This window comes from Plantibacter auratus, from assembly GCF_050587365.1.
GTDB classification, from domain to species: Bacteria; Actinomycetota; Actinomycetes; order Actinomycetales; family Microbacteriaceae; genus Plantibacter; species Plantibacter auratus.
In genome coordinates this window covers 1,354,921-1,368,691 of record NZ_JBOBFV010000001.1, presented here as the reverse complement: position 1 = coordinate 1,368,691, position 13,771 = coordinate 1,354,921, and the positions used below count along the sequence as shown (strand labels likewise).

The 13,771-nt window shown below is 71.2% G+C and carries 12 protein-coding genes; 2 read left to right on the top strand and 10 right to left on the bottom strand.

Features of this window, described 5'->3' with window-relative positions; all coding sequences use genetic code 11:
• Positions 1-54: 54 nt before the first annotated feature.
• The 4 genes from ACQ3HE_RS06370 to ACQ3HE_RS06355 form a co-directional block, all read right to left on the bottom strand.
• Complete coding sequence (locus ACQ3HE_RS06370; RefSeq protein WP_430891727.1) at positions 55-717, bottom strand: pentapeptide repeat-containing protein; 663 nt, start codon at positions 715-717, stop codon at positions 55-57.
• Positions 718-799: 82 nt separating this feature from the next.
• The gene (locus ACQ3HE_RS06365; RefSeq protein WP_159877855.1) at positions 800-1,105 is read right to left on the bottom strand and encodes a hypothetical protein; all 306 of its coding nucleotides are present in this window, start codon (positions 1,103-1,105) and stop codon (positions 800-802) included.
• A 9-nt stretch (positions 1,106-1,114) separates the two neighbouring features.
• On the bottom strand, positions 1,115-1,384 hold the full coding sequence (locus tag ACQ3HE_RS06360; RefSeq protein ID WP_430891725.1) for a putative acetyltransferase: 270 nt from the start codon (positions 1,382-1,384) through the stop codon (positions 1,115-1,117).
• A 16-nt stretch (positions 1,385-1,400) separates the two neighbouring features.
• Complete coding sequence (locus tag ACQ3HE_RS06355) at positions 1,401-2,894, bottom strand: SDR family NAD(P)-dependent oxidoreductase (protein ID WP_064294305.1); 1,494 nt, start codon at positions 2,892-2,894, stop codon at positions 1,401-1,403.
• Between the two features lie 193 nt (positions 2,895-3,087).
• Here ACQ3HE_RS06355 and ACQ3HE_RS06350 point away from each other — a divergent pair, with 193 nt between their 5' ends.
• Positions 3,088-6,711: a DEAD/DEAH box helicase gene (locus ACQ3HE_RS06350; RefSeq protein WP_430891723.1), complete on the top strand. Its 3,624-nt coding sequence runs from the start codon at positions 3,088-3,090 to the stop codon at positions 6,709-6,711.
• Between the two features lie 62 nt (positions 6,712-6,773).
• Entirely contained in the window at positions 6,774-8,510 is a 1,737-nt protein-coding gene (locus tag ACQ3HE_RS06345) for a cation:proton antiporter (protein ID WP_430891722.1), read from the top strand.
• A 242-nt stretch (positions 8,511-8,752) separates the two neighbouring features.
• Here the strand turns inward: ACQ3HE_RS06345 and ACQ3HE_RS06340 are convergent, their stop codons facing one another.
• From ACQ3HE_RS06340 to ACQ3HE_RS06315, 6 genes are all read right to left on the bottom strand, one after another.
• Positions 8,753-8,992: a hypothetical protein gene (locus ACQ3HE_RS06340; protein ID WP_086474520.1), complete on the bottom strand. Its 240-nt coding sequence runs from the start codon at positions 8,990-8,992 to the stop codon at positions 8,753-8,755.
• A 113-nt stretch (positions 8,993-9,105) separates the two neighbouring features.
• Positions 9,106-10,089 carry an SDR family NAD(P)-dependent oxidoreductase gene (locus ACQ3HE_RS06335; RefSeq protein ID WP_430891720.1) on the bottom strand — a complete coding sequence of 328 codons (984 nt, stop codon included), beginning with the start codon at positions 10,087-10,089 and terminating at the stop codon, positions 9,106-9,108.
• A gap of 103 nt (positions 10,090-10,192) precedes the next feature.
• The gene (locus tag ACQ3HE_RS06330; RefSeq protein ID WP_079705198.1) at positions 10,193-10,960 is read right to left on the bottom strand and encodes a polyprenol monophosphomannose synthase; all 768 of its coding nucleotides are present in this window, start codon (positions 10,958-10,960) and stop codon (positions 10,193-10,195) included.
• A 77-nt stretch (positions 10,961-11,037) separates the two neighbouring features.
• Positions 11,038-11,709, bottom strand: a complete 672-nt coding sequence (locus ACQ3HE_RS06325; protein WP_159877864.1) for a class F sortase — start codon at positions 11,707-11,709, stop codon at positions 11,038-11,040.
• Positions 11,706-12,890, bottom strand: coding sequence for a glycosyl hydrolase family 8 (locus ACQ3HE_RS06320; protein ID WP_430891718.1), 1,185 nt, complete (start codon positions 12,888-12,890; stop codon positions 11,706-11,708). The genes ACQ3HE_RS06325 and ACQ3HE_RS06320 overlap by 4 nt, the downstream gene beginning before the upstream one ends.
• 2 nt (positions 12,891-12,892) lie before the next feature.
• Complete coding sequence (locus ACQ3HE_RS06315) at positions 12,893-13,741, bottom strand: DUF4397 domain-containing protein (protein ID WP_430891716.1); 849 nt, start codon at positions 13,739-13,741, stop codon at positions 12,893-12,895.
• Positions 13,742-13,771 lie beyond the last annotated feature (30 nt).

Sequence of the window (13,771 nt, the reverse complement as noted above, 5' to 3'; positions counted from 1 at the left end):
CACGCGTCAAACCCGCGGTGACGTCAGCGCACCGCGCTGGCGCAACCCGGGAGGTCAGTCCTCGACTCGGATGCCGAACTGCTCGGCGAACATCGCCGCGAGCTCGCCGACCTGGAACGGGGTCATCGTCGCACCCCGAAGGTGCTCGATGCCGGCGATGCGCCGCAGCTCGAGTGTCCGGAGGTCGACGTCGGTGAGCCTCGCCCGCGTGACGTCGAGACTGTTGAGGGTGCAGTCGACGAACCGCACCCGGGTGGCCGTCGCATCGGCGAGGTCGAGTTCGTCGATCGTGCAGTCCTCGAACAGGACGTCCTGCAGCACAGCACCCCGCAGGTTGACGAACCCGAGCTTGCACCCGGTGATCCGCACGGACTGCCAGTTCGCGTCGTAGCAGTCGGCGGAACCGACCCGTGAGCCCTCCAGCTCGACGTCGCGCAGCCGAACCCGAGGGGCGAGGAGGATGGGCGCGTCCCACCGCTCGAGCCGGGAGTCGAGGAACGACGCCGCCCGGAAGTCGGTCTGGTCGGCTCGAATGCCCGCGAGCAAGGACTCGGAGATCGTGATGCCCGAGAGGTCACGGTGCGACAGGTCGAGGTCGGCGAACCGCAGGCCTTCGACACTGTCATGTGCGTCGAGGGCGCCCTCGTCGCCGTCGGTCAATCCGAGGAGACGGACGGGGTCGAGCCGTGGTGCCGTCGTTCCGGTGCGTTTCGCCATGCCGTGTTCTCCCGATGCCCGTGCGTGAAGGGGTGATCGGGCCAGCCTAGGGGCGGCCGCCGACGGGCTTCCGAGCCACCGCTCAGCTCGCTGTGAACCGACCGGGGAGGAACGGCAGGAGCGGGGCGCGGTAGATCAGCGACGTGTCGACGCCGGCGGTCAAGGTGGTCCGGGCTGCGCCGTACCGCCAGACCCGGTTGAAGAGGAAGACCTCGAAGGAGACGTCCGTCCCGCCGACCTGCCAGCTCCCCGTACCCCACTGCGCCGGCTGGCCGCGCCCGTCGAACACCACCGTCGGACGCTGGAAAGCGCCGTACCAGGGACGTCGGAGTGTCACTTCGACGCGATGCTGCGTCGGCGACGGGTCCTGGGTGACTTCGCTGCTCATCGGCCCAGCCTAGGGCGAGCGGCGGCGTTCCCGTGGTGCCGGTGCCAGCGGGACGCGCTTCGCCGCGATGACGTCGGCGTCGGCGATCACGACCGGTCCGCGCTTGGTCTCGACCGTGCAGCCCGTGTCCGACCGCTCGACGAGCTCGCCGAGGGCGTCGGTCGCACCCGCCTCGGCGCCTTCGGGCAGCGCGAACCGCACGACGACCCGCGAACCGAGCGGTGCCTCCCGGAGGAAGCGGACGGCGTCCGGACCGATCATCGCCTGGACCTCGACCACGACCGCGCGTCCAAGCTCACCAGGAGCTCGGGCGGTAGTCCTTGAGGAAGACGCCGAAGAGGTTTTCGCCGGCCTCACCGCGGACGATCGGGTCGTACACCCGCGCCGCGCCGTCGACGAGGTCGAGCGGGGCGTGGAAGCCCTCCTCCGCCAGTCGCACCTTGGTCGGGTGCGGGCGCTCGTCGGTGATCCAGCCGGTGTCGACGCTCGTCATCAGGATGCCGTCGGTCTCGAACATCTCCCGCGCGCTCGTCCGGGTGAGCATGTTCAGCGCGGCCTTCGCCATGTTCGTGTGCGGGTGGCCCGGGCCCTTGTACCCGCGACCGAAGACGCCCTCCATCGCGGAGACGTTGACCACGTAGGTGCGCGGGAAGTCGGATGCGGCCATCGAGGCACGCAGGCGACTGATGAGGATGAACGGGGCGGTGGCGTTCGCCAGCTGGACCTCGAGCATCTCGATGGGCTCGACCTGGTCGACGTTCTGCACCCAGCTGTTGCTGTGGTCGACGTCGGGCACGAGTCCACCGGCGTCGATCGCGGTGCCGGCGGCGAGGCGTTCGAGCGAGGACGACCCGGCCGTCATGGCCGCCTCGGTGAGGGCGTCGGCCTTGGCGGCCGCAGCGGCGAGGATCGGGTGCGCGGACACCGACGCCGCGAGCGACAGCGGGTGTGCGTCGTTCGTGTGGCCGAAGGTGACGAGCTCGGGCAGCGGGCCGTCGGGCAGCGGGGCGAGCTCCGCGTCGACGAGCGGCTGGTACGCGCCCTTCGTGCGGCGGACCGTCTGCGCGGCGTTGTTGATGAGGATGTCGAGCGGACCCTGCTCAGCCACGGAGTCCGCGAGGGCGATGACCTGGGCCGGGTCGCGGAGGTCGATGCCGACGACGCGCAGGCGGTGCAGCCAGTCGGCGCTGTCGGGGAGCGCGCTGAAGCGTCGGACGGCGTCGCGTGGGAACCGCGTCGTGATGGTGGTGTGTGCGCCGTCGCGCAGGAGTCGCAGCGCGATGTACATGCCGATCTTCGCGCGGCCACCGGTGAGGAGGGCGCGCTTGCCGGTGAGGTCGGTGCGGGCGTCGCGCTTCGCGTGGCTCATCGCCGCGCACTGCGGGCAGAGCTGGTGGTAGAAGGCGTCGACCGTCGTGTACGGCTGCTTGCAGATGTAGCAATTACGCGGCACCAGCAGTTCGCCGGCGGTCGGGGCCGTCGTGGTGGTGGCGAGCGGGATGCCCCGCGTCTCGTCGTCGATGCGGTCGGGGGCGCCCGTCGCGGTGGCGGCGATCACGGCGCGGTCGGCGTCGGCGATCCGGGCCCGGCGGTCGAGTCGGCGCTCCTTCTTAACAGCCTTGAACATCTTGGCGGTGGCACGGCGCACCTGGAGGTAGTCGGGGTGCTCCTCGTCCATCGTCGCCATGGTCTGGAGGACGCGCAGCGTGACCTCGAGATCGGTGGGATCGATGCCCGCGTCGTCGCCGGGAGCGTGGTTCGCAGGCTCGTCGTGGGGGAGAGAGGTCATTGCTTCATTCTACGAGCCGCCGGACGTGCCTCGGTCGGTGCTGTGGTCAGCGCGGGGCGCTGGACCGACCGCGACCCACAGGCGTGAGCGCGCCCCTCCGGAGGGGCGCGCTCACGTCGGAGACCCGCGCTCGCGTCAGCGCACCGCGCTGACCCGAGGGAAGGGTGTCCGTCGTGCGTGAGACCATGGGGCGATGACTCCCGAGCCCGCACCACTGGTCGACGTGGCCGACCTCGTCCGGCTCGTCGGGCGGGTGGCGTTCGACCGCGGCCGGGTCTACGCGAGGGACGGCCGGGTCACCGCCGCCGACTGGGACCCCGACAAGCATCGGCTCCACGGGATCGTCGAAGGCTCCACCGACGTCCCGTACGCCTGCATCGTCGACCTCGGCGACGACACCGGCGGGTTCGCTCGGATCGAAGGAAGCGCGTGCTCGTGCCCCTTGCGCGGCGACTGCAAGCACATCGTCGCCACCCTGCTGCACAGCAACGCGGCCCACCTCCGGGCCGAAGGTCGCTCCGACCGGTGGGTGGCCCCACAACGGCCGCCTTCGGGGAAGGAGGCGTCCTGGCGTTCCGACCGGCGTTGGACCGCGCCCATCAACGACCCCGCGCTCGACGAACCGGCCGAGCACCAGCCGATGTACGCCCTCGACGAGCTCGACGACCTCCCTGACGCCTGGCGTCCGGAGGCGGAACGGCGAGCAGCGCGGTGGAACCCGAGCCCGCAGACGCCGACGGCGCCGCCCAGCTGGCGGAACCGACTCGACTCCCTCGCGGGCGACGCCGGTCGCGCCACGGCACCGACGGCCATGGGCCTGCAGTTCGAGGTCCGCGAGAGCATCCCGCGCACCGCCGAACGATGGCGCGGACCGACCTCCCGCACGGCCGACGGCCCGCCCGAGCCGCGGCATCCCCGCCGGATCGCCGTCCGACCCGTGGTCAGGAAGGCCGGCGGCGGCTTCGTGAAGTCGACGATCTCGTGGACCTCGTTCACGCACCAGGGCCACCGGCTGTCGCTCGATCCGGCGCACCAGCAGTGGTTCACGCAGTTCCAGGCGCTCCTGCGTGCCACCCGTCCGCCGGCCGGTGCCTACGCCGGCGCCGGTGACTCGGACTGGCTCGTCCTCGACGACTTCGGCAGCCCCGTCCTCTGGCATCTGTTCGAGGAGGCGGCCCAACTCGGGATCGAACTCGTCGGCACGCGCAAGGGCACGGTCACCCTCGGCACCACAGCCGCCATCCGGCTGGACGCCGCGCACGACGACGAGGGCGTGGTCCTCCGATCCGTCGTGACGATCGACGGCACCGACGTCGACGCCGCCACGAGCGGAGCCCTCGGCGACCACGGGCTCTACCACTACACGCTCGAACCCCAGCAGGCGATCGTGCTCGCACCGCTCGCCGAACCGCTGACGGACGAGGCCCGCGGACTCCTCGGGCCAGGCGAGCCCGTCGTGGTCCCCGAAGCCGAGGTGGCGGAGTTCCTCGAGCACTACGTCCCACGACTCCGCCGCAGCATCTCGCTGAGTTCGACGGACGGCACCGTCGCCCTCCCCGAGATCGTGCCACCGGTGCTCGTGCTCGCGGCCTCGTTCGAACCGAAGCAGACCCTTCGCCTCGCCTGGTTCTGGCAGTACGCCCCGGCGCAGCGCGTCCCGATCGGTGGCGGCACCCCGGCGCTCGCCGCAGGGCGACCACTCGTGTCCACGGTGCCGAACGGCGCGCCGACCGACGCCGCCACCGGCACTGCCGCAGCGGAGGTCCTCCGCGACGAACGCGCGGAACGGGCCATCCTCGACCGGGTCGGTGCCGCCATCGCCGCCGCAGCGGAACCGGAACGCCGCGCGCTCGCCGCCGGCTCGTTCGACGAGCTCACGACCCCGGGCGTCTGGCCGCCCAGGCCGCAGGTCCTGACGGAGTTCGACGCGGCACTCGTCACCGAGCGCACCCTGCCCGTCATCGAATCGCTCGACGACGTCCTCGTCGAGGTGTCCGGCGACCGCCCTGAGTACCGGGAGCTCACCGGCACACCTCACATCTCGGTCACCACGGTGGAGACGGAGCAGCGCGACTGGTTCGACCTCGGGATCGTCATCCACATCGGCGAGTACAGCGTCCCCTTCGAGCCCCTCTTCAAGGCCCTCTCGAAGGGGCGCACGAAGCTGCTCATGGTCGACCACACCTACCTCTCGCTCGAGCACCCCGCCTTCGACCGCCTGCGCGAACTGCTCACCGAGGCGGCCGCGCTCAAGGAGTGGGAGACGAAGCCGAGCATCAGTCGCTATCAGGCGAGCCTCTGGGCCGACTTCGAAGACCTCGCCGACGAGACCGAGCAGGCCGTCTCCTGGCGCGAGGCTGCAGCCGGACTCAACGCGATCGAAGCGGTCCCCGACACCCCCTTGCCGTCGGGACTCCATGCCGACCTCCGGCCCTACCAGGTCGAGGGCTTCCGCTGGCTCGCGTTCCTCTGGCAGCACGGACTCGGCGGCATCCTGGCCGACGACATGGGCCTCGGCAAGACGCTGCAGACCCTCGCCCTCGTCGCCCACGCGCGCGAGACGACCGGCACCACGGCACCACCGTTCCTCGTGGTCGCCCCGACGTCGGTCGTCTCCAACTGGGTCGCCGAGGCCACGCGCTTCGTGCCCGGCCTCGTCGTCCGCAGCATCACGGCCACGCAGGCGAAGGGCAGCGCGTCGATCGCGGACCTCGCGGCGGGCGCCGACATCGTGGTCACGAGCTATGCGCTGTTCCGGCTCGACGCAGCGGCGTACCAGGCGGTCGAGTGGTCGGGGCTCATCCTCGACGAGGCGCAGTTCGTGAAGAACCACCGCGCCAAGCTGCACGAGTGCGCGGTCGACCTCAGAGCACCGTTCAAGCTCGCGATCACCGGCACGCCCATCGAGAACACGCTCATGGAGCTGTGGTCGCTGCTGTCGATCGTCGCGCCGGGGCTGTTCGCGTCGGCGCCGCGCTTCACCGAGCACTACGTCAAGCCGATCGGCAAGGGGCTCGACTCGAGTCGGCTGCAGACCCTGCGCCGACGCATCCGACCGCTGCTCATGCGCCGGACGAAGGAGATGGTCGCGCCCGAACTGCCGCCGAAGCAGGAACAGGTGCTGCGCATCGAGCTCGCACCGGCCCACCGCAAGCTCTACGACCTCGTCCTCCAACGCGAACGGCAGAAGCTCCTCGGACTCGTCGACGACCTCGACCGCAACCGGTTCATCGTGTTCCGCTCGCTCACGCTCCTCCGCATGCTCAGCCTCGACGCGAGTCTCATCGACGCCGAGGAGCACGCGGGCATCCCCTCGAGCAAGCTCGACGCACTCCTCGAACAGCTCGACGACGTCGTCGCCGAGGGGCACCGGGCGCTCATCTTCAGCCAGTTCACGAGCTTCCTCGGCACCGCCGCTCGTCGGCTCGAGGAGCAGGGCATCGCGTACGAGTACCTCGACGGGTCCACCCGTCGTCGGGGTGAGGTCATCGACCGTTTCCGCACCGGTGACGCCCCCGTGTTCCTCATCAGCCTGAAGGCCGGCGGGTTCGGCCTCAACCTGACCGAGGCGGACTACGTCTTCCTGCTCGACCCGTGGTGGAACCCGGCAGCAGAGGCGCAGGCCATCGACCGGACGCACCGCATCGGCCAGACGGAGAACGTCATGGTCTACCGACTGGTCGCCGCCGACACGATCGAGGAGAAGGTGATGGCGCTCCAGGCGAAGAAGTCGGAGCTCTTCGCCGCGGTCCTCGACGACGACGCGGTCTTCAGCCAGGCGCTCACCGCGGAGGACATCCGGGGCCTGCTCGAGTAGGCTCCGGGACCCACGACGCCCGTCGGGATGGGGTCGGTCGAGCGACCGATAGCCTGATCGCTATGGAACTCGGGGTGTATGCGGTCGTCGGCATCGCGGTGATCGTCGCCGTCGCGGCCTTCTCCCGCAAGCTCGGCGTCGCCGCACCGATCATCCTCGTGATCGTCGGTGTCGGGCTCTCGTACCTCCCGGGCGTCCCGGAGTTCGAGGTCGAGCCGGAACTCGTGCTCGACGTCGTCCTGCCGCCGATCCTCTACGCCGCGGCGATCAGCGTCCCGATCATGGACTTCCGCCGCAACCTCGCCACCATCACGAGTCTGTCCGTCGTGCTCGTCATCGTCACCGCGTTCGGTGCCGGCTTCCTCCTCTTCAGCCTCCTGCCCGACCTCAACCTCGCCGCCGCCATCGCCCTCGGCGCGATCATCAGCCCGCCCGACGCGGTCGCGGCCACCTCCATTGGACGCCGTCTCGGCCTCCCGCCCCGCCTCCTGACCGTGCTCGAGGGCGAGGGGCTCGTGAACGACGCGACCGCGCTCGTGCTCCTCCGATCGGCGAGCGCTGCGGCAGCCGGCGGCATGCTCACGCCGTGGGCGACGGTCGGCGACTTCGTCTACGCGGTCGTCCTGGCGATCATCGTCGGCTTCATCGCCGGATACGTCACCGTCTGGCTGCGGTCGAAGCTCAACGACTCCGTCCTCGACACCGCGATCTCCATCGCCGTCCCGTTCGTGGCGTTCATGCCGACCGAGGCGCTCGGTGGGTCCGGCGTGCTGGCCGTCGTCATCGCCGGCCTGTACACGGGGCACGCGAGCTCGGCCGCGTTCTCGGCCCAGGCGCGGATCAGCGACCGCATCAACTGGCGGACCATCCAGTTCCTACTCGAGAACGCCGTGTTCCTCCTCATCGGACTCGAGATCCGGACGCTCATCGGCGCCGTCGACGCCGAGATCCTGTCCGTCGAGGAGTCCATCGGGATCGGTCTCGTCGCGACGGCCGCGCTCATCGCGCTGCGGTTCCTGTGGGTGGGTCCGCTGGTGCTCGGGCTCCGTGCACGAGAACGCTGGGCCGAGCGGCAGACCCTGCAACGGTGGCTGTCGATGGGGTACTCGGAACGGTTCCCGAGACAGAACCGCCGATGGCATCGACGGCGGCGTCGGGAGCGCGCCTACGAGCGGCAGCGCGCCGACCTCGAGCAGTTGCGGCTGGAGCAGATCGACTGGCGGGGTGGCGTCATCCTCAGCTGGTCGGGCATGCGCGGCGTCGTGACGCTCGCCGCGGCACAGTCACTGCCGCAGAGCACCCCGTACCGCGAGCAGCTCGTCCTCATCGCCTTCACGGTCGCCGTCGTGACGCTCGTCGTCCAGGGCGGCACACTGCCGTGGCTCATCCGGCTGCTCAAGGTGCAGGGGATCGACGAGTCCGAGGACCGTCGACAGCTCGCGACCCTGCTCGACGAGATCAGCTACGCGGGCATCAGTGTGCTGGAGGACCCGGCCTCGGCGGTCGGCATCGAGGAGGAGATCGACCCCGATCTGCTCGAACGCGTCAGACAGTCGACGTTCCTGCGGGCGGAAGCCGCCTGGGAACGCTCGCGCGAGTCGGTCTCGCCGAGTGAGACGCACGCCGAGACACCGCACCGGCTCTACCGCCAGCTGCGCCTCGCCGTCGTGCAGGCCGAGCGTGAGCGGCTCCTCGACGCCCGGGCGCGCGGTGCGTACCCGTCGCGCATCCTCGCCGAGGCGCAGACGATGCTCGACATCGAGGAGACGCGCCTGCGGCCGCCTCGTGCCGACCACTAGAGCTGGGTGACCTTTCTCAGGAGTCCTCCGGTGCGCCGCTCGGGAAACGGACCGACGCGCCAGCGAACTCCTGAGAAAGGGTCGGTGCGGTCAGGAACTCGGGCCGGGGTTGGTGATGTCGGCGACGCACTCCGCCTCGCGCCGACCGCTGAGGCTGCTTGACCGTTCTCAGGAGTCCTCCGGCGCGCCGCCCGGGAAACGGACCGACGCGCCGGCGAACTCCTGAGAAAGGGTCGTTGCGGTCAGGAACTTGGGCCGGGGTTGGTGATGTTCGCGACGCGCTCCGCCTCGCGCTCGGCCGCAGCGTCGCGTTCGGTCTCCGAGCCGGGGTTCGTGATGTCGGCCTCGCCGCTCGCCGCGGGGTCGTCGGCGGCGACGTGCGGGCCGGGGTTCGTCGTGGAAGCCACGCGCTCGGCCGCCGCGTCGTCGACGGCCTCGTCGTGTGGGCCCGGGTTGTTGATGTCGGCGTTCTGGTCACTCATGGGGTGCTCCTTCCGAGATCCGCCTGGGCGGTCTCCGTCTCGCGCATCGTCGCGCTGATCCGCTCTCACGGTAGGTCCGTGGGCGGGTGGCTGCAAGGGGTGGCGCCGGCCGATCAGTCGCGGGCGGCGAAGGCGTCGACCCCGGTGAGTTCGGCGGAGAGCGCCCAGAGGCGGGCCGCCTCCTCAGGATCGGTCGCGTGGTCGGCGACACCGGAGGCCGGGGAGACCGCGGTCTCGGCCGGGCCGGCGATGTCGCAGTCCTCGCAGAACACCCCGCCGAGGCCGTCGAGCGACGGCGAGGTCGCGGCCCAGACCTCCGTTGCGGCACCCTGCTCGGGCGACTTGAACCCCGAGACGAGGAGGTTGCCGTCGGCGTCGACCCAGCCGAGCGCCATCATCTCCTCGCGGGGCAGGTGCCGCTGCAGCGGCGTGAGGATGCCACCGGGGTGGACGGAGAACGCGCGGACGCCCTCCTCGGCACCGAGCGTGTCGAGCTGGAGGGCGAAGAGCGCGTTGGCGGTCTTCGCCTGCCCGTAGGCCTCCCACTTGTCGTAGCCGTGCTCGAACTGGACGTCGTCCCAGCGGATCCCCGAGCGCTTGTGGCCGCTGGAGGACAACGCGACGACCCGCGAGGAGCCGCCCTTGACGATGGCGGGCCAGAGGCGGTTGACGAGGGCGAAGTGGCCGAGGTGGTTCGTCGCGAACTGGAGTTCCCAGCCGGGACCGACGCGCGTCTCGGGAGCCGCCATGACGCCCGCGTTCGTGATGACGAGGTCGATGCCCCGGCCCGTGGCGAGGAAGCGGTCGGCGAACGCCTCGACGCTCGCGAGGTCGGCCAGGTCGAGCTCGTCGACCTCCACGCCGTCGATGCCGGCGAGCTCCTCGCGAGCGGTATCCGGGCGCCGTGCCGGGACGATGACGTGGGCACCCGCGCCGACCAGGGCACGGACGGCCTCGCGGCCGATACCGGAGTAGCCGCCGGTGACGATGGCGAGCTTGCCGGTGAGGTCGATGCCCTCGAGCACCTCCGCCGCGGTGCTCGAGTGGCCGAAGCCGGAACCGATGGGCTGCTGCGGGGTGCGTGTGCGATTCGTCATGCCCTCACGCTACGACTCCGGGGAGGGCGGCGGAACCGGAAGGACCTGGGAAGATGTGCAGCCCTCGTCGGCCCGTGGTCGTCGTCGCCCGCACCACCTGGTCTCAGCGGGTGGACAGCACACGCACGGATGGGAGCGGGTGGCCGTGCAGCAGCGCACGGACCTCCTGCAGGCGGCGACGCACGCCCCACATCGTGACCTTCTTGAGCGACTCGGAGACGATGCCGCCGCTCATCTTCGACTCGCCAGACACCCGTTCGGTGAAGACGATGGGCGTCTCCACGACCCGGAGCCCGCGCTGCAGCGCCCGCCAGAGGAGGTCGACCTGGAAGCAGTACCCCTGCGACGCGACGTCGGCGAGGTCGATCCGGCGCAGCGCCTCGCTGCGGAACGCGCGGAACCCGCCGGTCGCGTCGGCGACACCGATCCCAAGGGCGAGTCGTGTGTAGAGGTTGCCGCCGCGACTCAGCGCGAGCCGATGCGCGGGCCAGTTCTCGACGACGCCACCCGGGACCCAGCGCGAGCCGAGCGCGAGGTCGTGGTCGTCGAGGAGTCCGATCAGGCGGGGCAGGTCCTCGGGGTGGTGGGAGCCGTCCGCGTCCATCTCGACGATGACCTCGTAGCCGCGCGCGAGCGCCCAGGCGAAGCCCGCGAGGTATGCCCCGCCGAGCCCGTCCTTCACGGCCCGGTGGAACACGTGCACCTGCGGGTGCTGCGCGGCGAGCTGCTCGGCGAGGAACCCGGTGCCGTCGGGGGAGGAGTCGTCCACGACGAGGATGTCGACCCCGGCGACGGCGAGCGTGCGGTTCACGATCGGCTGCAGGTTGTCGAGTTCGTTGTAGGTGGGGATGACGACGAGGGAGCGGTTCACGTCGGTTCCTTTCGGGTCGTTGGGAGTGGTTCGGAGCGGGGCGGCCCCTCGACAGGAGCGAGGGGTGGGGAGCGGCGCTACGGGGTCGTGCCGACGAGCGACGCGAAGACGACGTAATTGTTCGCGTAGGTGTCCGCGGCGTCGTCGAAGGGGCCGTTGCAGGTGATGAGCCGGAGCTGCGCGTCGGGCGTCGGCCCGTAGACCTCCTCGGTGGGGAAGGTCTTCTTCTCGACGTCGATGGCGCGGTCCACCGCGTAGGTGGCGGTCGAGCCGTCGGACATCGTGACCGTCACCTGGTCGCCCGCCACGAGCTGCTTGAGGTGGACGAACACCGCCTCACGGAGGGTCGTGTCGAGGTGACCGGCGATGACCGCGGGCCCCACCTGACCGGGCAGGACGCCGGCGCGGTACCACCCGGCGTCCTCCCACTCGACCGGCGGCAGGAGGACACCGGACGCATCGCGCTCGAGCGGTTCGACCGCCGCGTCGACCCCGATCGACGGGATCTGCACCCGGCTCACGCTCAGCGCGCTGACATCGGCGGCCGGCGCCTGGGCGACCGGGTCCTGCTTCGCACCGGCGGCGCCACGGTCGGTCGCCTCCGAGGAGGTGATGGGCCCGTCGGCGGCGTTCGGCGAGGTCGGCGTCTGCCCGGCGTGCGTCGTGGCGCAGCCCGAGAGGGCGAGCGCCGTGAGGAGTGCTCCGGCCGCGGCGAGCGTGCCGATCGTCCGGCGGTGTGCGCGGATCATGAGGTGGCTCCTTCGGTGAGCGGCGGGCACCCGTCCAGCTCACCGGTCGTGAGCATCATGGGCGCGAGGGCTGCCCAGGCGGCGCCGAAGTAGCTCGGCACCTCCTGCGCGAGTTCGTCGGCGGCACGGAGGTCGTCCGCCGACTCCGGCAGGTTGCCCACGGCGGCGCGCGCGGCCGCTCGGGCTTGGAGGGCGAGCGGGTGGACGTCCGAGGTCAGCGGTGATCCGCCGAGATCGGTCTCCGCCCGCAGCTCCTTCGACCGCGCGAGGGTCGAGGCGAGGCGGGCGGCCGTCGCCTGGTCGGCGGTGTCGCAGGATTCGGCGTAGCGGATCGGGAGCCGGGCCGCGTCGTAGCCGTAGCGGACGCTCTGCCCGGTCCCTGCCGCGCCGGGCATGGCATCGACGGAGCCGTCGGCGTGCACCTGGGCCCAGTCCGGCGGCAGCGGGCTCTCGTCGAGCAGGGTGGTGGTGACCGCTGCGGAACCCGCCTGCAGTTCGGCCCACCGCGGGTCACCCGTCGCCGCACCCAGCACCGAGAAGGCGACGGGAGAGGCGTAGGACGGGTTGTACGCGTAGGGCTCGGTCGCTGCGGCCCAGACACCGGGCAGGAGGATCCGGCCCGCGGCGGTCTCGGCGGTCATGCGGTCCGCGATCACACCGGCAAGCGTGACGCCGGCCTCGGTGAACCGCGGCTCGTCGAAGCGGGTACCGGCGATGACGAGGGCGCGGGCGGCGTCGAGGTCCGCATCGCTGGCGGGTTCGTCGTCGACGACCTCGCCGTCGCTCCATCGCCAGGCGAGCAGTCCGTCGGGGCGCTGCAGGTGCTGCTCGGTCCAGTCCCAGATCTCGGTGAAGGACTGCTCGTCCCCGACCCCGGCCGCGACGAGTAGTCCGTAGGCCTGCCCTTCGCTGACCGTGTCGTCGCCCTGGTCCCGGCGCACGACGCGGCCGTCGTCGACCCAGTCGGCGAGGAACGCGTCTGCGGCCTCGGTGGTGGTCCGGTCCGTGACCGTCGAGGTCGGGCCAGGCTGTCCGTCGGCGTCGGTCGCGCCGGGTGATGCAGCCGTCGGACCCTGGAGGAGGTTCGCCGGGAACCCGGTCGCCAGCGAGGCGATCACGGCGGTCGCGGTGACCGCGGCGACCGCGGTCGCGGCGATGCCGATCGTCTTCTTGGCGCTCATGGTCAGCTCACCGCCGTCCCGAGGTCGCGCACGAGCCTGGCGAGCTTCGCGTCGAGTTCGTCGAGGACGGTCCCGAGCGTCGACGACTCCTTGGCGAGTCCGCCGCCACCGGTCTCCACCGGACCCTCGGGAGCGTCACCCGCCGCTGAGCTGTCGAGGACGGGCATGAGGGTGACGCCACCTGCGGCGTTGTCGAGCACGAAGAGCGTGCTCACGGTGCCCGGCGCGAGGTTCACAGAGGCTTCCGCCGCCTGCTTGCCGCCGGTCAGCTCGAGATCCCACGGGCCGGCGGGGACGCTCGCGTAGTCGGTCGCTGTGCCGGTGGTGGCGCCCTTCGCGATGGGCATGCCGGTCGAGGTGCTGACGTCGACGCTCTTCACATCGGTCGACGCCTGGATCAGTCGGATGCGCGCCGCACCCTCGGCCGGACCGGTGAGGTCGTCCTCGAACACCTTCGTCTGCAGGTCCTTGTTGGGACCGTAGGCGGCGACGGTGGCCGCTTCCCCGGCCGTGATGGTCACGTTGGTGCTGATGACCGGCTTCGTGCTGTCGGGAGCCCCGGCGGGCACCATCGACACCACGTAGGTGCCGGCGGCGAGGTCGGTGTAGGGGGAGACCTGGCCGTAGGCGACGTCGTCGAGTTCGAACACGGTCGCGCCGCCGGAGAGCGCCGACAGCTTCACGTCGACGGTCTTGGTGTCGGCCGAGAGGTGCCCGACGCGGATCCAGCCGGTGCCGGCGGCATCGGTGGTGGCGGCGCTCGCGGCGGTGGTGCCGAAGCCGATGAGTGCTGCCGTCGCGACGGCGGCGAGGCCGCTGAGGGCGAGTCGCCTCGTGGTGGTGGTTCGCATGGTGGAACTCCTGTTCTTCGGGTGGTTCGG